Source organism: Pseudarthrobacter sp. LMD1-1-1.1 (assembly GCF_040676255.1).
Lineage (GTDB): Bacteria > Actinomycetota > Actinomycetes > Actinomycetales > Micrococcaceae > Arthrobacter.
In genome coordinates this window covers 470258-491547 of sequence record NZ_JBEGHP010000022.1, presented here as the reverse complement: position 1 = coordinate 491547, position 21290 = coordinate 470258, and the positions used below count along the sequence as shown (strand labels likewise).

17 protein-coding genes are annotated in these 21290 nt (G+C 67.9%); 9 read left to right on the top strand and 8 right to left on the bottom strand.

The window, feature by feature from the left end; all coding sequences use genetic code 11:
* Positions 1-61 precede the first annotated feature (61 nt).
* From MRBLMD1_RS12820 to MRBLMD1_RS12780, 9 genes are all read left to right on the top strand, one after another.
* A complete protein-coding gene (locus tag MRBLMD1_RS12820; RefSeq protein WP_159632171.1) occupies positions 62-2887 on the top strand; it encodes an aconitate hydratase in 2826 nt (941 codons plus the stop codon).
* A gap of 129 nt (positions 2888-3016) precedes the next feature.
* A complete protein-coding gene (dxs, locus tag MRBLMD1_RS12815; RefSeq protein ID WP_364400140.1) occupies positions 3017-4990 on the top strand; it encodes a 1-deoxy-D-xylulose-5-phosphate synthase in 1974 nt (657 codons plus the stop codon).
* Positions 4987-5607: a DUF402 domain-containing protein gene (locus tag MRBLMD1_RS12810; protein ID WP_364400137.1), complete on the top strand. Its 621-nt coding sequence runs from the start codon at positions 4987-4989 to the stop codon at positions 5605-5607. The genes dxs and MRBLMD1_RS12810 overlap by 4 nt, the downstream gene beginning before the upstream one ends.
* Positions 5604-6164, top strand: a complete 561-nt coding sequence (locus MRBLMD1_RS12805) for a hypothetical protein (protein WP_224025717.1) — start codon at positions 5604-5606, stop codon at positions 6162-6164. Before MRBLMD1_RS12810 ends, MRBLMD1_RS12805 begins: the two co-directional genes overlap by 4 nt.
* A 9-nt stretch (positions 6165-6173) precedes the next feature.
* The gene (locus MRBLMD1_RS12800) at positions 6174-7151 is read left to right on the top strand and encodes an aldo/keto reductase (RefSeq protein ID WP_364400133.1); all 978 of its coding nucleotides are present in this window, start codon (positions 6174-6176) and stop codon (positions 7149-7151) included.
* Positions 7152-7157: 6 nt separating this feature from the next.
* Complete coding sequence (locus MRBLMD1_RS12795; protein ID WP_364400130.1) at positions 7158-8183, top strand: nucleoside hydrolase; 1026 nt, start codon at positions 7158-7160, stop codon at positions 8181-8183.
* 186 nt (positions 8184-8369) lie between these two features.
* Positions 8370-9266, top strand: coding sequence for an ECF transporter S component (locus tag MRBLMD1_RS12790; RefSeq protein ID WP_224025720.1), 897 nt, complete (start codon positions 8370-8372; stop codon positions 9264-9266).
* A 10-nt stretch (positions 9267-9276) separates the two neighbouring features.
* Positions 9277-10059: an energy-coupling factor transporter transmembrane component T gene (locus tag MRBLMD1_RS12785; protein WP_364400126.1), complete on the top strand. Its 783-nt coding sequence runs from the start codon at positions 9277-9279 to the stop codon at positions 10057-10059.
* Positions 10060-10063: 4 nt separating this feature from the next.
* Positions 10064-11635, top strand: coding sequence for an ABC transporter ATP-binding protein (locus MRBLMD1_RS12780; protein WP_364400123.1), 1572 nt, complete (start codon positions 10064-10066; stop codon positions 11633-11635).
* A 12-nt stretch (positions 11636-11647) separates the two neighbouring features.
* Here the strand turns inward: MRBLMD1_RS12780 and MRBLMD1_RS12775 are convergent, their stop codons facing one another.
* From MRBLMD1_RS12775 to msrB, 8 genes are all read right to left on the bottom strand, one after another.
* Positions 11648-13813, bottom strand: coding sequence for a 3-hydroxyacyl-CoA dehydrogenase NAD-binding domain-containing protein (locus MRBLMD1_RS12775; protein WP_364400121.1), 2166 nt, complete (start codon positions 13811-13813; stop codon positions 11648-11650).
* Entirely contained in the window at positions 13810-15087 is a 1278-nt protein-coding gene (locus tag MRBLMD1_RS12770; RefSeq protein WP_159632162.1) for a thiolase family protein, read from the bottom strand. Before MRBLMD1_RS12770 ends, MRBLMD1_RS12775 begins: the two co-directional genes overlap by 4 nt.
* A 121-nt stretch (positions 15088-15208) precedes the next feature.
* Complete coding sequence (locus MRBLMD1_RS12765) at positions 15209-16543, bottom strand: HRDC domain-containing protein (RefSeq protein WP_364400116.1); 1335 nt, start codon at positions 16541-16543, stop codon at positions 15209-15211.
* 12 nt (positions 16544-16555) lie between these two features.
* Complete coding sequence (locus MRBLMD1_RS12760; RefSeq protein ID WP_307489570.1) at positions 16556-17248, bottom strand: DUF3000 domain-containing protein; 693 nt, start codon at positions 17246-17248, stop codon at positions 16556-16558.
* Positions 17249-17306: 58 nt separating this feature from the next.
* Positions 17307-18404 carry a threonine aldolase family protein gene (locus tag MRBLMD1_RS12755; RefSeq protein WP_159635552.1) on the bottom strand — a complete coding sequence of 366 codons (1098 nt, stop codon included), beginning with the start codon at positions 18402-18404 and terminating at the stop codon, positions 17307-17309.
* A gap of 42 nt (positions 18405-18446) precedes the next feature.
* The gene (locus MRBLMD1_RS12750; RefSeq protein WP_364400113.1) at positions 18447-19196 is read right to left on the bottom strand and encodes an SDR family NAD(P)-dependent oxidoreductase; all 750 of its coding nucleotides are present in this window, start codon (positions 19194-19196) and stop codon (positions 18447-18449) included.
* Positions 19193-20560, bottom strand: coding sequence for a DUF6421 family protein (locus MRBLMD1_RS12745; protein ID WP_414703689.1), 1368 nt, complete (start codon positions 20558-20560; stop codon positions 19193-19195). Before MRBLMD1_RS12745 ends, MRBLMD1_RS12750 begins: the two co-directional genes overlap by 4 nt.
* A 201-nt stretch (positions 20561-20761) precedes the next feature.
* Positions 20762-21280: a peptide-methionine (R)-S-oxide reductase MsrB gene (msrB, locus tag MRBLMD1_RS12740; RefSeq protein ID WP_364400110.1), complete on the bottom strand. Its 519-nt coding sequence runs from the start codon at positions 21278-21280 to the stop codon at positions 20762-20764.
* Positions 21281-21290: the final 10 nt, after the last annotated feature.

Genomic DNA, 21290 nt, shown 5'->3' with positions numbered 1-21290 from the left:
CCTAACTAGCAGGCGGTCAACCGCGCGACAAAGATGAAACTGTTGCGAGAGGAGTCCTGCGATGAGCACTGTGGACAGCTTCGGTTCAAAAGGCAAACTTAATGTAGCCGGAACCGAGTACGAAATTTTCCGGTTGAACTCCGTTGAAGGTGCAGAAAACCTTCCGTTCAGCCTCAAGGTATTGCTTGAAAACCTGCTGAGGACCGAGGACGGCGCGAACATCACTGCCGATCACGTTCGCGCTTTGGCAGGCTGGGATCCGAATGCGGAACCCGATACAGAAATCCAGTTCACGCCGGCGCGCGTGATCATGCAGGACTTCACCGGTGTTCCCTGCGTGGTCGACCTGGCCACCATGCGTGAAGCCGTCAAGGACCTGGGTGGCGATCCCAAGCGGGTCAACCCGCTGGCACCGGCCGAAATGGTCATCGACCACTCCGTCCAGATCGACGCCTTCGGCAACTCCGGCGCACTGGAGCGCAACATGGAGATCGAATACCAGCGCAACGGTGAGCGCTACCAGTTCCTGCGCTGGGGCCAGACCGCATTTGACGACTTCAAGGTGGTCCCCCCGGGAACCGGCATCGTGCACCAGGTCAACATTGAATACCTGGCCCGCACCGTCATGACCCGCGAAGTGGACGGTGCACTGCGCGCCTACCCCGACACCTGCGTTGGCACCGACTCGCACACCACCATGGTCAACGGCCTGGGCGTGCTGGGCTGGGGCGTGGGCGGCATCGAAGCCGAGGCAGCAATGCTTGGCCAGCCCGTCTCCATGCTCATCCCGCGCGTCGTGGGCTTCAAGCTCAGCGGCAGCATCCCCGCCGGCGCCACCGCAACCGACGTGGTGCTGACCATCACCGAAATGCTGCGCAAGCACGGCGTGGTGGGCAAGTTCGTGGAGTTCTACGGTGAGGGCGTCGCGGCCGTGCCGCTGGCCAACCGCGCCACCATCGGCAACATGAGCCCCGAGTTCGGCTCCACCGCCGCCATGTTCCCCATCGACGACGTGACCCTGGACTACCTGCGCCTCACCGGCCGGTCCGAGCAGAACGTTGCCCTCGTGGAGTCCTACGCCAAGGAACAGGGCCTGTGGCACGATCCTTCCCGCGACATCAAGTTCTCCGAGTACCTGGAACTGGACCTGTCCACGGTTGTTCCGTCGATCGCCGGCCCCAAGCGCCCGCAGGACCGCATCGAGCTGACCGAGGCCAAGGACGAGTTCCGCCACGACCTGCTCAACTACGTCTCGCACGACGCGAACGCGGGCACCCTGGACGAGTCCCTCGAGGAGAGCTTCCCGGCTTCGGACGCGCCGTCCTTCACGGGCGGAGCGACCCATATCTCGGACACCGACCGCGAACCGCCGAAGTACTCCGCAGCGCATGGCGGCGCCGGGCGGATCTCCAACCCGGTGCCCGTAAAGATGGCTGACGGCCGCGAGTTTGAGCTGGACCACGGCGCGGTAACCATTGCGTCCATCACGTCCTGCACCAACACGTCCAACCCCTCGGTCATGCTCGCCGCCGCCGTGCTGGCGCGCAACGCCGTCGAAAAGGGCCTCACCGCCAAGCCGTGGGTCAAGACCTCCGTCGCCCCCGGCTCCAAGGTAGTCACCGACTACTACGAGAAGTCCGGCCTGACCCCGTACCTGGAGAAGCTCGGCTTCTACATCGTGGGCTACGGCTGCGCCACCTGCATCGGCAACTCGGGCCCGCTGGAAGCAGAGATCTCCGAGGCCATCCAGGCCAACGACCTCGCCGTCAGCGCCGTCCTGTCCGGCAACCGCAACTTCGAAGGCCGCATCAACCCGGACGTGAAGATGAACTACCTGGCGTCCCCGCCGCTGGTCATCGCCTACGCCCTGGCCGGTTCCATGGACTTCGACTTCGAGGCCGACCCGCTCGGCAAGGACGAGGCCGGCAACGACGTCTTCCTGAAGGACATCTGGCCCAACCCGGTTGAGGTCCAGCAGGTCATCGACTCGTCGATCGACAAGGACATGTTCGCCAAGGGCTACGAGGGCGTCTTCGAGGGCGACGACCGCTGGAAGGCACTGGACACCCCCGCCGGCGACACCTTCGCCTGGGACCAGAACTCCACCTACGTCCGGAAGCCCCCGTACTTCGAGGGCATGAAGGCCCAGCCGGAGCCCGTCAAGGACATCTCGGGCGCTCGCGTGCTCCTGAAGCTCGGCGACTCCGTCACCACCGACCACATCTCCCCGGCCGGTTCCTTCAAGTCCGACACCCCGGCCGGCCAGTACCTGCTGGCCAACGGCGTGGAGCGCAAGGACTTCAACTCCTACGGTTCGCGCCGTGGCAACCACGAAGTGATGATCCGCGGCACGTTCGCGAACATCCGTATCAAGAACCAGCTCCTGGACGGCGTTGAGGGTGGCTTCACCCGCGACTTCACCCAGGCTGACGGCCCGCAGGCATACGTCTACGACGCCGCGCAGAACTACCAGGCAGCCGGCACCCCGCTGGTGGTCCTGGCAGGCAAGGAATACGGTTCCGGGTCATCGCGCGACTGGGCTGCCAAGGGCACCGCACTGCTGGGCGTCAAGGCCGTCATCGCCGAGAGCTACGAGCGCATCCACCGCTCCAACCTCATCGGCATGGGCGTCCTGCCGCTGCAGTACCCGGCCGGCGAGAACGCTGCCAGCCTGGGCCTGACCGGCACGGAAACCTTCTCGGTGGAGGGCGTCACCGCCCTCAACGAGGGCAGCACGCCCAAGACCCTGAAGGTCACCGCCACCGCAGAGGACGGCTCCTCGAAGTCCTTCGACGCGGTGCTCCGCATCGACACCCCGGGCGAAGCGGACTACTACCGCAACGGCGGCATCCTGCAGTACGTGCTGCGCCAGATTTCCGCCAACTAGCGGAACTGCCGCCCAGGCACCAACCTCCCCGAAGCCCCGGCCGGTCACCGACCAGCCGGGGCTTCGGCTTTGCATTCACACCAAGGCGTTAGAGTTAAACGGCACGTCTACCACCCGAAGGAGGGGTCATTGGGAATCTTGGACACCATCCGGAATCCGCAGGACCTGAACGAGTTGACCGAGGAACAGCTGGAACAGCTGGCTTCGGAGATCAGGGATTTCCTGATCACGAACGTCTCCCAGACGGGCGGCCACCTCGGGCCCAACCTCGGCGTCGTGGAACTGACGCTGGCCGTGCACCGCATCTTCGAATCCCCCCGCGACAGCATCGTCTTTGACACAGGGCACCAGTCCTACGTCCACAAGCTGCTCACCGGACGCCAGGACTTCAGCACGCTCCGCCAGGAAGGCGGGCTCTCCGGCTACCCGGACAGGGCCGAATCGGAACACGACATTGTGGAAAGCTCCCACGCGTCGTCGTCCCTGTCCTGGGCCGACGGCATTTCCCGGGCCCGCCAGCTCACCGGCGAAGGCGACCGGCATGTGGTGGCCATCATCGGCGATGGTGCCCTCACCGGCGGCATGGCCTGGGAAGCCATCAACAATATCGCGGCTGACAAGAAACGCCGCGTGGTCATCGTGGTCAACGACAACGGCCGGTCCTACGCCCCCACGGTGGGCGGCTTCGCGGACTACCTTGCCTCCCTGCGCCCCACCATCGACTCCTTCCGCGCCGCTCCCGCATACGAGGGCGCGCTTGACTGGTGGAAGAAGAAGCTCCAGGACGGCGGCCCTGTGGGGCAGTTCACCTACAAGAGCCTGCACGCCGTGAAAAAGGGCATCAAGGACTGGTGGGCGCCGCAGGGCATGTTCGAGGACCTCGGCATGAAGTACATCGGCCCGGTGGACGGCCATAACCTCCAGGCCATGGAGCACGCGCTCTCCACTGCCCGGAACTACGGCGGCCCCGTGATCGTCCACGCCATGACGGAAAAGGGCCACGGCTACGCTCCGGCCCGGGCCCATGAAGCGGACCAGTTCCACGCTGTCGGCATCATCGACCCCGAAACGGGCGAGCCCACCGGCGCCGGCGGCGCCCAGTCCTGGACCTCCGTGTTCGCGGACGAGATCGCCGCCATCGCCGACGAACGCGACGACATCGTGGGCATCACAGGGGCCATGCTGATCCCGGTGGGCCTGCACAAATTCGCGGCCAAGCATCCCAAGCGCGTCATCGACGTCGGCATCGCGGAACAGCATGCGCTCACCGCAGCTGCGGGCATGGCTTTCGGCGGACTGCATCCGGTGGTGGCGGTGTACGCCACCTTCCTGAACCGGGCATTCGACCAGCTCCTCATGGACGTCGCCCTCCACAAGGCCGGCGTCACGATCGTCCTTGACCGGGCCGGCGTTACCGGCCCGGACGGCGCCAGCCACCACGGCATGTGGGACATGGCCATGGTCCAGATCGTCCCCGGACTGCACCTTGCCGCGCCCCGCGACGCCACCCGGCTCCGCGAGGAGCTGCGAGAAGCCGTTGCCATCAGCGATGCCCCCAGCGTCGTCCGCTTCTCCAAGGGATCCGTTGGCCCCGCCGTCGAGGCCCTGGAACGGCTCAGCGACGGCGTGGACATCCTGGCCCGCAGGCCTTCAGGCTCCACGGAAAACGACGTGCTGATCGTCAGCGTGGGCGCCATGGCCGAACTGGCCCTGGACGTTTCCAACCGGCTTGGCGCGCAGGGCATCAGCACCACCGTGGTGGATCCCCGCTGGGTCCTTCCCGTCCGCCGTTCCATCATTGCGCTGGCCTCACACCACCGCCTGGTGATCTGCATCGAAGACGGCGTCCGCGCAGGCGGCGTCGGCTCGCGTATCCGGCAGGAGATGCGTGCCGCGGGCGTCGACACCGCCCTGAACGAGGTGGGCCTGCCGGTGGAGTTCCTCGACCACGGCACCCGCAACCAGGTGCTGGAGCGCGTTGGGCTGACCGCCCAGCAGATCACGCACGACGTCGTCGCACAGGTCCTGGGAACGAAGGTTCCCTTTGCGCGGCCCCTCCCCGGGCAGCAGCACCCCACCACCGGCAGCCTTCCGATCCTGTGAGGGACGAGGACGAACTGAAGTACCCCGGGCCGGCGGGGGAGTCCGGACCGGTCCTGCACACCACCACCACACGCGTTCCCAACGGGCTGGAGCCGGGCCAGCTGGTGGTGTCCAGGAACCGCAAATGGAACGGCAAAGCCCACTGGGTGGTGCCGGGGCGGTACGTGGGCGAGGACCAGCACGGGTGGTGGATCTTCCAGGGCACCAACGAGTTCTGTTCCCGGCCCGGCGCCGCGTTCTACACCCGTTCGGACGCTGTCCTGCTGGTGCCGCGCCAGGGTGACTGGGTGGCCACGTTCTACGACTCCGCCAACCCCGGCGGAGTGCGGGTCTACATCGACCTCGCCGTGGGCCACGAGTGGACACACATCCGGCCGGCGGTAACCGAGTTCCATGTCATCGACATGGACCTGGACGTCATCCGCACCGCCGACCGCGGCGTCTTCATCGACGACCAGGACGAGTTCGCGGAACACAGCGTCTCCATGCACTACCCCCACCGTCTGATCAAGGACATCCAGGCCGCGGCGGACGGGCTCTACCACGCCGTCAAGGCACAGCACGCGCCTTTCGACGGCACCGACGTTGAATGGTTTACCAAAGGACGCACCACATGAGCGGCATTGTCAGGGTCTACAAACGCGACGACGAGGGCGCCCTCCAGTTCCGGGAAGCCTGGTTCGACGAGGAGTACTCCCAGTTCGTGATGAACTTCGGCGCCGTGGGGCACCAGAGCAAGACCGAGGAAACCGACGTCCCCGATGCCGGTGCTGCAGAAGGCCTCCTGGACGCCTTTGCCGCACAATGCGCGGAGGACGGCTACGCGGAGATCCCCAACGAGGAGCAGTTCTGGGTAGTGGCACAGTTCGCCCTCAAGACCAGGGAAGGCACCGACCGGGACCGCCGCCTTGAGCAAAAGGCCAAGGACGCCCTCATCAGCCACCTGGCCTGGCGCGGCCTGGGAACGGTTGAGCGGTCCGAATTCACCGACTACAAGCTGAACATCTTCTGCCTGTGCCCGGACGTCAACAAGGCAGTCAACGCCATCAAGGTGTGCGCCCGCGGCGAGGACCTCGACTTCACCAAGCTCAGCATCGCCGCCGCCCCGTTCAGCGACCCCGACCAGTACAAGCTCAAGCACTCCGCCAAGACCGCCAGCAGCTTCAGCCTCTAGGAGACCCCCGTGACCAGTTACCGCCGCGTTGGAAAATCAGGCCTCACCGTCTCCACCGTTGGCCTGGGCTGCAACAACCTGGGCCGCGCCAACACCGCCACGGAGTCGCAGGACGCCACGGACGCGGTGGTCAACGCCGCCATCGACTCCGGCATCACGCTGTTCGATGTGGCAGACAACTACGGCAGGGAACCGGGACTCAGCGAAACCATGCTGGGCAAGGCCCTCGGCAGCCGGCGCGGTGACGTGGTGGTTGCCACCAAATTCGGGATGGATGCCAAGGGCGCCAACGGCCCGGACTTCGGCGCCCGTGGTTCCCGGCGGTACATCATCCAGTCGGTGGAGGCCTCGCTGCGGCGGCTCGGTACCGACTGGATAGACCTTTACCAGTTCCACACCCCCGATCCGCTCACGCCCATCGACGAAACCCTGTCCGCGCTGGACACCCTGGTCCGCAGCGGCAAAGTCCGCTACATCGGCCACTCCAACCGCTCCGGCTGGCAGATCGCTCAAGCGGAATACGTGGCCCGCGAACTGGGCACCGCACGGTTCATCTCCTCGCAAAACCACTACAACCTCCTGGACCGGCGCGCCGAACTGGAGGTGACCCCGGCGGCGGAGGAATTCGGCCTGGGCGTCCTGCCATACTTCCCGCTGGCCAACGGCCTGCTGACCGGCAAGTATTCGCCGGGCCACGCTCCGGAAGGATCCCGGCTCAGCCACACCCGCACCAACATGGTGGACGACGCCGACTGGGACCAGCTGGGAAGGTACAGCGCCTTCGCGAAGGAGCGCGGCCTGACCGAGATCGAGGTGGCCTTCTCCTGGCTCGCCGCCCAGCCCTCGGTGGCCAGCGTCATCGCCGGCGCCACCAGGCCGGAACAGGTCCAGCAAAACGCGGAAGCGGCGGACTGGGTCCCCACCCCGGAGGACCTGGCCGCCCTTGACGGGATCTTCCCCGCCGTGCCCAAGGTCGCGCTCTTCTAGGCGACCGTGCCCGCCTACCTCCTGGACGTCGATACCGGCATCGACGATGCCCTGGCCCTCGCCTATCTTGCCGCCCTCCCGGACACGGAGTTCGTGGCGGTCACGGCCACCCCGGGCAACGTCGACGCCGACCAGGTGGCGCGCAACACGCTCGCCCTGCTGGAGCTGTGCGGGCGCCCTGGAGTGCAGGTGGCGGTGGGTGCCCGGAAGCCCCTGTCCATCCCCCTGATCACGACCCCGGAAACGCATGGGCCGCAGGGAATCGGCTACGCGGTGCTGCCTGAACCATCAGGCCAACCCAGTCCGCAGAATGCAGTGGACCTGTGGATCGAGCACGCCAGGGCCAGGCCGGGGGAGTTGACCGCGCTCATTACCGCTCCGCTCACCAACTTCGCTTTGGCCCTGCGGCAGGAACCGGAACTTCCCGATCTCCTGGCCAAAGTGGTAATCATGGGCGGCGCCTTCTACCACCAGGGCAACACCACACCCACCGCCGAGTGGAACACCCACGTGGATCCGCACGCCGCCAGGGAGGTCTACGCCGCCTACCGCGGCCGGCCGCTGGAGAAACTGCCCATCGTCTGCTCGCTGGACACCACAGAACGCATGGAAATGCACCCGGCTCACGTCAGGGCGCTGGCCCGGGCTGCGGGCGCCGCCGTTTCGGAGCTGGTACTCCCGGAAGACCCTGAGGGCCGCCGCAGCACTTCCGACAACACCCTTATCAGGCACCTTTCGGACGCCCTGCGCTTCTACTTCGAGTTCCACCGGCTCTATGACCAGGGCTACCTAGCCCACGTCCATGACTTCTTTGCCGCCGGGGTGGCCGCCGGCACCCTTGAGTACGCCGCGCGCCCGGCCACGGTGGACGTCGAAACGGAATCGGGGCTCCTCATGGGAACAACCGTGGCAGACTTTCGCGGGCTTTGGGGCGCACCCCCGAATGCCCGGATCGTGTCCGCCAACAACCCGGAGCAGGCGTTCGGTGAGCTGGTGTCCGCCGTGGGGCGCCTGGCCCGGAAGACGGGGTGAGGCAGGCGATCCACGGCCGGCGCGGCAGGAACATCCTGCCCGGGACGCTGCCGGAGGATGGCCGGTAGAATGGGCTCCGGACCGGCCCGGCGCAGTTGCCGCCGGCTGCTGCCGAGGTGACATAGGCAGCCACATCCCGGCCCGGTACTGCCGGGCCACTGCCAGCACCCCAAAGGAACATTCCCCATGTCATCGCCCTCTTTGACGCTTCCGTCCCAGGAACGCCCCGCGGCCCGCCGCCGGCTGCTGGAGATCCTCGGCGCCCTGGCCATTGCCGCCACGTACGTCTTCCTGGTCCTTAATCAGCCCGCAGACATCACCGGGGGTCCGGGCAGCGCATCGGCCCTGATCGCCCTCACCGGTTTCCTGGCAGGAGCGGTCCTGCTGATCGTCGCCGTGCTGCCCACGCTTCCCGCCTCCACCCTGGTGCTGATCCCGGTGGCGCTGGTCCTGAACATCATGCTGGGCCAGTTTGTCGGCAGCACCCTGGTTCCCTTCTACCTCGACGCCATCGGCACGGTGCTGATCGCCGTCCTGGCCGGCCCGGCCGCCGGCGCCGCCACCGGCGCGCTCAGCAGCATCGTCTGGTCCTTCTTCAACCCCACCGTGCTGCCGTTCGCCGCAGGCGCCGCGCTCATCGGCTGCCTGGCCGGCCTCGCGGCACGCTACGGCCTCTTCCGCCGCTTCTACCTTGCCCCGGTTGCCGGCTTCGTCACCGGGATCATCGCAGGCGTCGTGTCCGCCCCCGTGGCAGCCTTCGTCTTCGGCGGAACGTCGGGCGTGGCCACCGGCGCCATCGTCAGTGCCTTCCGGGCCATGGGGGACACCCTCCTGGCCGCCATCACCAAGCAGGCACTCCTGTCCGACCCCATGGACAAGGCCATCGTGTTCACCATCGTGGCCGTCCTGGTCTACGCGCTGCCGCGCCGGACGCGCCAGCAGTTCCCCTTCATCCGCCGCCACCGGGTGCTCGCCGGCAGCAGCCCGGCCCCGGCGCCGCAGACGGGTGCGCACGCCGACGGTTCGAAGCAGGCACCGGGTACTGCGTCGGGACCGGCCAGCGATTCAGCGCTGAACGGCTGACCCAAGCACCGTGACAGCATCCCCGGCGGGCAGGACCGCCGCCCCGGCCAGGCGGGAGCGGATCAATCCGCTGACCTCACTTGTCGCTGCCGCCAGCACCGCGGTCATGACGACGGCGGCAGCAAACTGGGTGCTCTCAGGCACCGTGGCTGCAGCCTGCCTTGGCCTGTCCCTGGCGGGCGGCACGGCCCGCCGGGTTGTGCCGGCTGCCGCGGCAGTCCTGGTCCCCCTCGGCCTTTCATTGCTGGTGCTGCACGGCCTCTTCTTCCCGGAAGGAAGGACCGTGCTGGCCGAGTGGGGACCTGCCCGCATCACGGCAGAGGGCCTGCAGTTTGCCGTGCATCGCATCCTGCAGCTCGCCGCGGTGGTCCTGGCCCTGCTGCTGTTTTCCTTCAGTGTCAGCGTCCCGGACCTCGTGGCGGCCTTGTCGGCCCGCGGCGTGCAGGGCCGGTTCGCTTTCGTCCTGGCCTCCACCCTGACCCTGCTGCCGGCCATTGCCGGCCGGGCGCGCCGGATCCGGGAGGCGCAGGAATCGCGCGGCCTGGTCATCACCCGCGGGCTGCTGTCCAGGGTGGCCGCATTCCGGCTGCAGGCGGTTCCCCTGGTCCTGTCCCTGATCGATGATGCAGGGACCCGGGCTGCTGCCCTGGAAGCTCGTGGACTGGGCAACCCCGGACCACGGACTACCTACCGGGAAGTGCCCGATTCCACCGCCCAGCGGGCAGTGCGGGCCGTCCTGGTGGTGGCGGCACTGGCCGCACTGATTCTCCGGGTGGTGCAGTCCGGTGCCTGAACGCATGGCTTCTGCCAGCCGCGCCGTCCCCCTGGACAGCCCCGTGCTGGCTGCCGGGATCCGGAACTTTACCTTCCACGACGGGCATGCCCCCGCCCTTCATGACCTGGCTGTTTCCGTTGCGCCGGGCTCCTTCACGGCCATCCTCGGCGCATCCGGGAGTGGCAAGTCCACGCTGGGCCGGTTGCTGTCCGGCTGGCTGGCACCGGGCGGCCACGGCAGGCTGGCGGGATTCCTTGAGCTGGCCGGCACACGGCTGGACTTCGACGGCGGCACCGGGGACCCCCGGATCGATCCCGCCCAGTGGGGCCGGCAGGTGGGTTTCGTGCCCCAGGACCCTGCCGGCGTCCTGTCCACCGTCCGGGCCACGGTGGCCGAGGAACTCGCATTCGGTCTGGAAAACACCGGCATGGACCGTGCCGGGATGAAAGCCGCCGTGGAGCGAACCGCTGCGCTCCTGGGGCTCGCCGGCCAGTTGAACCAGGACCCTGCCCGGCTGTCCGGCGGCCAGCTGCGGCGGCTGGCCATCGGCTGCGCGATCATCCCCGGACCTCCGGTGCTGGTCATGGACGAGCCCTTCGCCTCCCTGGACGCGGCAGGGGCCAACGAACTGGCCGCGTTGGTCCGGGACCTCCTCAAACAAGGCACCGCCGTCGTGATCCTCAGCCAGGCGGTTGACCCGCTGCTGCTGGAGGCCGGCACGTGGCTGGTGCTGGCGGACGGCACGCTCACCTCCGGCGGGCCTCCTGCCGCGCCCAGGTCCGGCTCCGGGCTCCTGCCACCGGCCATCAGGCGCCTCGACCTGGAAACCGCTTCGAGCCCCGCGCCCCGGCCCTCCAGCCGCCGGGTGGAGGAGGAGTTACCTGCCGGCCCCGCGGCGCTGGAGCTGCGGGGGGTGTCCTTTGGATACCCTGAAGTGGCCGAACGCCGCCGCAGGCGTCGACGGCAGGAGCCGGGGCCGGACCGCCGCGCAATGGTGCTCCAGGACATCAACCTGTCAGTCCATCCGGGGGAAATCGTAGCTGTCACCGGCCCCAACGGTGCAGGGAAATCAACGCTCCTGAGGCACTTCAACGGCCTGCTCCGTCCCACCGCAGGCACTGTCCTGGTCCGCGGCGGCGACATCGCGGGAGCTCCGGTGGGAAAAACGGCGGCGTCCGTCGGCCTGCTCTTGCAGCAGCCCCGTGAGCAGCTGTTCGAACGCACGGTGCTGCGGGAAGTCGGGTTCGGGCTGGACCGCCTGTTCAGTCCGGCGATGGCGGCCGATTACGCCGCCGCGGCGCTGGAGGCTGTCGGCCTGGAAGGTGCGGCCCAGGAACATCCTGCCGAGCTGCCGGCGTCCGCCCAGCGACTGTTGGCCCTGGCCACCGTCCTGGCCCGCCGGCCTGCCGTCCTGGCGCTGGACGAACCGACGGTGGCGCTGGACGGCGACGGACTCGCGCTGCTCGATACAACCGTACGGTCGGCAGCGGAGGCGGGCGCCGCCGTCGTGCTGGTCACCCATGAACTGGGCTATGCACGCGCGGCGGCGCACCGCATCCTGGCGCTCGACGGCGGCCGGCTGGTACCGGCCTGACCGCCGGTACGCCTAGTCCCGGGACTTGCTCGACGCGACGCCGGGCGCCAGGAAGCGCTTGCCGTTGACCCGCTCCGATGCGCCCACCCGGTCCAGGTACGGCGTAATGCCGCCCAGGAACATGGGCCAGCCAGCGCCCAGGATCATGCACAGGTCGATGTCCTCGGCGCCGGCCACGACGCCCTCGTCCAGCATGAGGCCGATTTCCTCTGCCAGGGCATCCTGGACGCGGCGCAGCACCTGCTCCGCGGTGGACGGGCTGGAGCCAAAGGACATCAGCTCAAGCGTGGACTGGGGGATGGCCCGGGAACCGTCCGGGGCGGTCTCCCACAGTGCCTTGACGTTGTTGTCGATGAGCTTCTTGAGGTTGTCGGAAACCGGGAAGCGGTCGCCGAAAGCGGCGTTCAAGGACTCCTGGACATGCTGCGCCACGGGCAGGCCCACCATGGCCAGCAGCGTGAACGGTGTCATGGGCAGCCCCATGGGCCGCAGCGCAGCGTCCGCCACCTCCGCGGGGGTGCCCTCGTCGAAGGCAGCCGTCACTTCGCCCATCAGCCGCAGCAGGATGCGGTTGACCACGAACGCGGCCGCATCCTTGACCAGCACGCCGGTCTTCTTCAGGGCCTTGGCCAGTTCGAAGGCGGTGGCGAGCACGGCATCGTCTGTCCGCGGGGCGCGGACGATCTCCAGCAGCGGCATGACGGCCACCGGATTGAAGAAGTGGAAGCCCACCAGCCGCTCCGGGTGCTGCAGGTCCGCGGCCATCTCCGTCACCGAGAGGGAGGACGTGTTGGTGGCCAGGATGCACTCCGGCGACACGATGCCCTCCAGTTCGGCGAAGACCTGCTTCTTGATGTGAAGTTCCTCAAAGACGGCCTCAATCACGAAGTCGGCATCCGCGAAGGCTTCCTTTGACACCGAGCCCGTCACCAGCGCCTTGGTGCGGTTGGCAGCGTCCTGGCTGACGCGCTTCTTCGCCAGCAGTTTGTCCACCTCGCCATGGACATAGCCCACGCCCTTGTCCACCCGGGCCTGGTCGATGTCGGTCAGGACCACCGGCACCTTCAGCTGCCGCGCGAAGAGGAGTGCCAGCTGGCCGGCCATCAGGCCCGCGCCCACCACGCCCACCTTGGTGACGGGCCGGGCCAGCTTGCGGTCCGGAGCGCCGGCGGGGCGCTTGCCGCGCTTCTGTACCAGGTCGAGGAAAGCGTAGACGGTGGAGCGGAACTCGTCCGTCTGCATGAGCCCGGCGAGGGTTTCACACTCCAGAGCGGCTGACTCCGCAGCGGTCATGGTGCGGTTCGCCTCGAGGATGTCCAGGACCTTGGCAGGGGCAGGGGAAGCGTTGGACGTCTTGCCTTCCACGAACTTCCGGCCGGCATCCACGGCAGCGGTCCAGCGGGCCGCAGCGTCAGGGGAGGAGGGATCGACGGCGTTGGGCCGCTCCGGGACCACGTCGCCGGAGATGACGCCCGCGGCCCAGGCCAGCGACTGCTCCACGAAGTCGGCAGGTTCGAAGAGCGCGTCCGCGATTCCGAGACCGAACGCCTGGGCACCGGAAAGGGTCCGGTTGTTGCTCAGCGGGTTCTCGATCATCACCTTGACGGCGTTTTCGGGGCCCACCAGGCGGGGAAGGATGTACACGCCGCCCCAGCCGGGCACCAGGCCCAGGAAGGCTTCCGGCAGCGCCAGGGCGCCGGCACCTGTTGACACCGTCCGGTAGGTGGACTGCAGGGCGATCTCCAGGCCGCCGCCCAGGGCGGCGCCGTTGATGAAGGCGAAGCTGGGGACGCCCAGGTTGGCCAGGGTGGCATAGACGTCGTGGCCCAGCTGCGCCATCCAGAGTCCGTGCTCGCGCTTTTCCAGGGACTTCACGGCGGAAAGGTCGGCTCCGGCCACCAGGTAGTGCGGCTTGCCGGTGACGCCCACGCCCACGATTTCCCCGCGGGCGGCACGGTCACGCAGGCCTTCCAGCACCGTGCCGAGCTCCACCAAAGTGTTGGGGCCAAGGGTGGTGGGCTTGGTGTGGTCAAAGTCGTTGTCCAGGGTGACCAGGGCAAAGGTGCCCGGGCTGGGCTTCCCTGCAGTTCCCGGCAGGGCGATGTCCTGGACGTAGGAGTGGGTCACGGTTTCGTTGGGGAAGAGGTCCGCCAACGTGCGGAAATCTGCGGCGCTCATGCCATGGCTCCTTCGGAAGCGGTAGCAGCGGTGTCCCCGGCGGGAGTTCCACTGTAGTCGGGGTGGTGCGGGTTCTCCCAGATCACGGTGCCGCCCATGCCCAGGCCCACGCACATGGTGGTCATCCCGTAGCGGACCGACGGATCTTCCTCGAACTGGCGGGCCAGCTGGATCATCAGCCGGACGCCGGAGGACGCCAGGGGGTGGCCCACGGCGATGGCACCGCCGTAGCGGTTGACCCGGGGGTCGTCGTCGGAGATGCCGTAGTGGTCAAGGAAGCTCAAAACCTGGACGGCGAATGCCTCGTTGATTTCGAACAGGCCGATGTCCTCGATGCCCAGGCCGGCGTTCTTCAGCGCCTTCTCGGTGGCCGGGACAGGGCCGATGCCCATGACCTCCGGCTCCACCCCGGCATAGGCGTAGCTGACCAGCCGCATCTTGACGGGCAGGCCCAGTTCGGCGGCGGCTTCCGAGGACGCCAGGACGGCGGCGGTTGCGCCGTCGTTCAGTCCGGCGGCGTTACCGGCGGTGACCCGGCCATGGGCACGGAACGGGGTGCGCAGGCCGGCGAGGTCGTCCAGGGTGGTGCCGGGGCGCGGCGGTTCGTCCTTGCTGTGGACAGTCCAGCCCTCGCCGGGCTTCCGGGCGGCAACGGGAACCAGGTCGGGCTGGATCATGCCGTCCCGGTAGGCGGCTGCCAGCTTGTCCTGGGAGGCCACCGCATAGGCATCGGTGCGCTCCTTGGTGATGGCGGGGAAGCGGTCATGCAGGTTCTCGGCGGTGTTTCCCATGTTCAGGGCTGCCGGGTCCACCAGCCGTTCGGACATGAACCGTGGGTTGGGATCGGCGCCCGAGCCCATCGGGTGGTGGCCCATGTGTTCCACACCGCCGGCGATGACGACGTCGTAGGCGCCGAAGCCGATGCTGCCGGCCGTGGTGGTAACAGCGGTCATGGCGCCGGCGCACATGCGGTCGATGGCGAAGCCGGGAACCGTGCGCGGCAGGCCGGCCAGCAGCGCGGCGGTCCTGCCGAGGGTGAGGCCCTGGTCGCCGGTCTGGGTGGTCGCGGCGATGGCAACCTCATCGATCCGCTCCGCCGGCAGCGACGGGTTGCGGCGCAGCAGGCCGCGGATGCATTTCACGATCAGGTCGTCGGCCCGGGTCCCGGCGTAGATTCCCTTCTCGCCGGCCCTGCCGAAGGGTGTGCGGATGCCGTCCACAAAGACGACGTCGCGGACAGTGCGCGTGGATGCGCCGCTTCCGTGCTGGCTCACGTGTAACTCCTCATCGAGATGTGGCGCGCCGGGTGCATGCCGGAGGGCGGCAGCAGCCTGGCGTCGGTCACACCGATGTTACTCGTGAGTAACTTAGCCTGCAAGGGGTGGTGCGGGACAGTTACTGGCCGCCGGCCGCGGCGACAGGTTTGGCTTCCTTGGGCGGCAGCGGCTGCGGGTTCAGGAATGCGCCGGCGATCAGCGGTGCACTGAGTTCCACCTGCCACCCGCGGGCCCCGAGCGCCCGCAGCTCAGCGGCAATGGAATCTTCGGTAACGATTGCTGGAGGCCGCCACGCCACGCGCCGCAGGTAGTCGGGCGTCAACAGGTTCTCCAGCGGCAGGTTCAGTTCCTCTGCCTTGGCCTGGAGGAGGGGCCGGGCAGTGGCCAGCCTGGCGGCGGCTTCGGGATCGCGGTCCGCCCAGACCCTCGGCGGTGGCGGGGCGTTAGTGGGCAGGTGCAGGGGCGGCAGTTCCTCCAGGTCCCGTGCTGCGGCGATGCAGCGCAGCCACCGTGGAGCTTCGCGCTGGGCCGCGCGGCCGTGGAACCCCTTGGTGCTGAGCAGTTGCGGGACGGTGGCGGGCATGGCCTTCGCCGCCGCTACCAGGGCGGAGTCCGGAATGAGCCTGCCCGGTGCCACGTCGCGTTTTTGCGCCAGGGAATCGCGTTCCAGCCACAACTCGCGGACAGCGGCCAGTTGGCGGCGGTCCCGGATCTGGTGCAGGCCGGAGGTCTTCCGCCAGGGGTCCACCCGGGGCGGAGCGACGCCGGCTTCGAGGATGGCGGCAAATTCCTGCTCGGCGTACTCCAGCTTCCCGTCCGCCTGGAGCAGTTCATTGAGTTCCTCGCGCAGTTCCGTGAGGACCTCCACATCCAGGGCGGCGTAGCGCAGCCACGGCTCCGGCAGGGGGCGGGTGGACCAGTCGGCGGCCGAGTGTTCCTTGGCGAGCCCGAATCCCAGGAGCTGTTCGATCACAGCTGCCAGCCCCACGCGGGGAAGCCCGGCCAGGCGTGCGGCCAGTTCGGTGTCGAAGAGCTTGTCCGGCCACATCCCGAGTTCGGACAGGCAGGGCAGGTCCTGGCTGGCGGCGTGCAGGATCCATTCGACGCCACGCAGGGCGTCATTGATGATGTCCAGGTTTCCGAAGGGTTCGGGATCGATCAGCCAGGTCCCGGCACCTTCGCGCCGGATCTGGACCAGGAAGGCCCGCTGGCCATAGCGGAACCCGGAGGCGCGTTCGGCGTCAACGCCTGCGGGGCCGGTGCCGGCGGCAATGGCGGCGGCGCAGCGCTCCAGGCCGGACTGGGTTTCGATGACCAGGGGAACGCCGTCCCGGGGTGCGTCGAGATCGATGATTTCGGGGATGGGGCTGTCAAAGCCCTCCACCGTGATGTGGGGTGCGGCAGCAGCAGCCGGGACGCCGGCTGTGGTGTTTTCCGGAATGTTTGGGGTCATGATGCCCCCAGTTTACCGGGCTGCCCCATAACCGTTCTGCTGGCCGCGGCGCCGGGGCGGAAGGGCCGTCACACCGTCGGGCAGGGGCGGCAGGCCCGCGAACGTGCAGACCATGTCGGACCAGGCTTCCAGGTGTGCCTGGACATCGGAGGAATCCGGCGTCCAGGAGGCCCGGAGCTCGATGTCGATGGAACCCGGGCGCCCGGCCAGGGTGCCGAAGCTTTCGGACAGGACGCGGGTGGCTGTGCCGCCGGCTGCCCTGTAAGCGGCCTTGTGGTTCTCCAGCGCTTCGACCAGCCACGTCCATGCCACGGTTCCCAGCATCTGGTCGTTGCCCATTTCCGGTTCCAGTTCGGCCCGGATGTAGGTCACGATGCGGAACTCGCCGTCCCAGACCGCTGAGCCGTCCGGATCGTGCAGCAGGATGAACCGTCCGGTGGCGAGTTCCGTCTCATCGTCGTCCGCAGCTCCTGCGGCGGTGGTCCCGGATGCTGCTGCGAAAGCCAGTGCCGCCGGTCCGTGGACGGGCGTGGAAAGGCTGCCTGTGCCGGGGGCCATGACTTCGGCACCGAGTGCGACGGCGAACGGAGCCAGCCGCGCAGGGGCAGGGATTTCGGCCAGGTGCAATTCCTTGCGGCACCGGGCTTTCCTGAGGGTTCCCAAGGCGTGGAGGAAATCCGGGGGAACCTGGTCAAGTGCGTTCACCTTGGCAGATTACGGGGCCGGGCGGGGCGGGGCAGGAAGGCTCGCCGTCAACGGACGGTCACCCTGCCTGGCCGTCCCGGTAATCCCGCAGTTCATGGCGGATCGCGGCGGCAAAGGCATCCACATCCTCCTCGGTGGTGTCGAAGGAGCACATCCAGCGGACTTCCCCGGCTGCCTCGTCCCAGTCGTAGAAGCGGAAGGAACTGCGCAGCCGGTCCGCCACGCCGGGTGGAAGGATGGCAAAGACGCCGTTGGATTCCGTCTTCTGGGTGGGGCGGACGCCCTCAATGGTGTCGACGGCGTCCCTCAGCCGGGAGGCCATGGCGTTGGCATGCGAGGCGGAGCGCAGCCAGAGGCCGTCTTCGAGCAGGGCGATGAACTGGGCGGACATGAACCTCATCTTGGATGCCAGCTGCATGTTCATCTTGCGCAGGTACACCAGGCCGTGGGCGGCCTCAGGGTTCAGCGCCACCACGACCTCGCCGAAGAGCAGTCCGTTCTTGGTCCCGCCGAAAGAGAGGATGTCCACGCCGGCGTCCCTGGTGAAGGCCCGCAGGGGGAGGTCCAGGTGGGCGGCGGCGTTGGCCAGCCGTGCCCCGTCCATGTGCAGTTTCATGCCCTTTGCGTGGACATGGTCGGCGATGGCCCGCACTTCCTCCGGGGTGTAGCAGGTGCCCAGTTCAGTGGTCTGGGTGATGGAGACGGCCAGCGGCTGCGCACGGTGCTCGTCGCCCCAGCCCCAGGCCTCCCTGTCGATCAGCTCCGGGGTCAGCTTGCCGTCCGGGGTGGGGACCTGCAGCAGCTTCATGCCGCCGATGCGCTCGGGTGCCCCGTTCTCATCCATGTTGATGTGGGCGGTGGAAGCGCACACCACGGCGCCCCAGCGGGGGAGCAGGGACTGCAGCGAAAGGACATTGGCGCCGGTCCCGTTGAAGACCGGGAAGCATTCGATGCCCGGGCCGAAGTGTTCAACCATCAGTTCCTGCAGCCGTGCGGTGTAGAGGTCCTCGCCGTAGGAAACCTGGTGCCCCTCGTTGGCTGCAGCCAGGGCTGCCAGCACCTCGGGGTGGACGCCGGAGTAGTTGTCGGAGGCAAAGCCGCGCACGCTGGGGTCGTGCAGCCGCAGCGTCGAGCGTGTTTCTGCTGTTGTCGTCATAGGGTTGCTCACGCTTTCAGTGTAGGTACAGTCACGGCGGGATCAGCCCGCCAGCCGGAGGCGGACCCCGTTGAGTTCGGTGGACGGCGTGCCGAAAAGCCGTACGACGGCGGCGGCCAGGTCAGCCACGTCCGTGGCCCCCGGGAATTTCCGCTCGGGGTGCGCGCGGCGCAGTTCGTCGTCAACGAGTGCCTTGACCACCAGGATGGTGGCAGCAGCCAGGTGTCCGCCGTCCCCGGCGGCGCGGCGGAAGCCATCCGCCATGGCCATGGTCCAGGCTTCCGCGGCGGCCTTCGCTGCAATGTAACTGGCCACCGCGGCGGTTGGTTTGTCCAGGGCGGTGGAGGACACCATGGCAAACCTGCCGGCCGGAGATGCGGCGATGTCGTCGAAGAAGACGCGGGAGACGTTGCGCAGTGTGGTGATGGCCCCGCGCTCCAGGAAGTCCCAGTCGTCGTCGGATTGGTCGGCGATGCCCTTGGCCCCGCGCCAGCCACCCACCAGGTGGATCACGGCGTCAACGGGCCCGACGGCGGCGCTGACCTCCGCCCGAAGCTGCCGGACGCCGTCGGGGTCGGCGAGGTCGCACGTGAAGGGGGTGACGCCGTCGCCCGCCTTTTCCGCCGCCGCCCCGATCCTGGCCCGGTCCGAGCCCGCGGTGGCGACGCGGTGCCCTGCCGCAGCCAGTGCGCGCGCAACGGCGACGCCGGACGCGCCGCTGCCGCCGGCCACCAGGACCGTAAGGGCCCCGGTGACGCTGGGGGCAGCCGCGGCAGTGCCGGAACCGGTCACAGGGCGGAGCGGCCGGTGATGCCGGCGGTTGATTCGATGACGGGGCGCATCTTCTTCTCCAATGCCTCGTAGAACATGGACAGCGGGAATTCGTCGTCCAGGACCTGGTCCGTGAGGCCGCGGGGTGTTCCCGCCAGTGGAAGCGCGTCCGGCCCCTTGGCCCACACGGAGGCCGGGTTGGGGGTGACGGTTGCGGACACCAGCTGGTAGGCCGCCAGCCAGTGGGCGGTCTTGGGCCGGTCGATGGAGCGCCAGTACAGGTCATCGATGCTGGCTCCCAGGGCGATCACAGCGTCCGCCACCTCATCCCAGTCGATGGTAAGCCGTGTGTCCGTCCAGTGCAGTACGTGCTGCTGGTGCAGCCAGGCGAAAAGGAGCTGGCCACCCAGGCCGTCATAGTTGCGGACCCGGCTGCCGGTGATGGCGAAGCGGAAGATGCGGTCGAAGATGATGGCGTACTGCACGAGCTTGGCGTGCCGCCGGGCCTCGGGGTCGGCGTCGTCGTCCTTTTCGATCCGGACGGACTCGCGGAATGCGGTGAGGTCGCAGCGCAGCTCCTCGAGCGAGTACAGGAAGTAGGGCATCCGCTGCTTGATCATGAAGGGATCGAAGGGCAGGTCGCCGCGCATGTGCGTCCGGTCGTGGATCAGGTCCCACATGACGAAGGTGGCCTCGGTGAGGTCCTGGTCAGCGAGCAGTTCGGCCGCGCCCTCCGGGAGCTCCAGGGAGGTGATCTCCGCGGCCGCCTTGAGCACGCGGCGGAACCGGGCAGCTTCGCGGTCGGCGAAGATGGCGCCCCAGGTGAAGGTGGGGGTCTGGCTGACCGCTACCGTCTCGGGGAAGAGGACGGCCGAGTTGGTGTCGTAGCCGGGCGTGAAATCGACGAAGCGGATGGGGACGAACAGCTTGTTGGAATACTCCCCGGCTTCCAGTCCCGCGATGAACTCAGGCCAGATCACTTCGACCAGCACCGCCTCAACCAGCCGGTTGCTGCTGCCGTTCTGGGTGTACATGGGGAACACCACCAGGTGCTGCAGGCCGTCAATGCGCTGCTGCTGCGGCTGGAACGCCAGCAGGGACGACAGGAAGTCCGGGACGGCGAACCCGCCCGCGGCCCATGCCCGGAAATCAGCGCAGGCGGCCTCAAGGTACTCCGCGTCGTGGGGGAAGGCAGGGGCCAGCGCCGTGAGGGCCTCCACGATGGTTTCCACGGACCGGGCTGCCGCCGTGTGGTCCGCGGGCTCGGGGACGGAACCGTCCTGGACCTGGAGGGCCTGCAGGGCGGTGGCTGCGCCCTTGAGCCGCAGCCAATTTTCGTTCTGCGCGGAAATACCGGTGACGGCGCTGGTCAGGGTCTCTGTCATCGTCGGCTGCCTTTCTGGTTGCTTGCTTCTCTGGTGAGCGTAACAAGCAACCAGCAGGCCTTATGCCCGAAGGGTTGTTGAATAAGAAATTCTTAGCCTATGGCCCGGCTGGGGAGGAACGAGACCGGCCCCCGGCTGTGGGAACAGCTGGGGGCCGGTCTTTTTGGACGGGTTGCGGGGACTTCCCGTGGTGCTTATCACTTAGCCCTGGGGTCCGTCGCCGGCTGCCTCTTTGGCCACGAGCCGGAGGGAGACCGAGTTGATGCAGTAGCGCTGGTCGGTGGGCGTTCCGTGGCCCTCACCCTCGAACACATGGCCCAGGTGCGAGTCGCAGGAGGCGCACCGCACTTCGATCCTGTCCATGCCCAGGGTGCGGTCATGGATGTAGCGCACTTTGCCCTCAGTCAGAGGGGCCCAGAAGGAGGGCCAGCCGCAGTGTGAATCGAACTTCTCCTTGCTGGTGAACAGTTCAGCGCCGCACGCGCGGCACTGGTACACGCCCTCCGTGTGCGTGTCCCAATATTCGCCGGTGTATGGCCGTTCCGTCCCCGCCTGGCGCAGGACGTGGTATTCCTCCGGAGTCAGTTCCTCCCGCCACTGGGCATCACTTTTCTGGACTGCGGCCTCGCTGTCCGCAGCCTCCTGTGCGCTGCCATGCTGCGTTCCGGGGCCAACGCCCGGTGCCTTATTGCCGAAGATGCTGTTTCCAAAGATGCTCATAGCTTTCCCA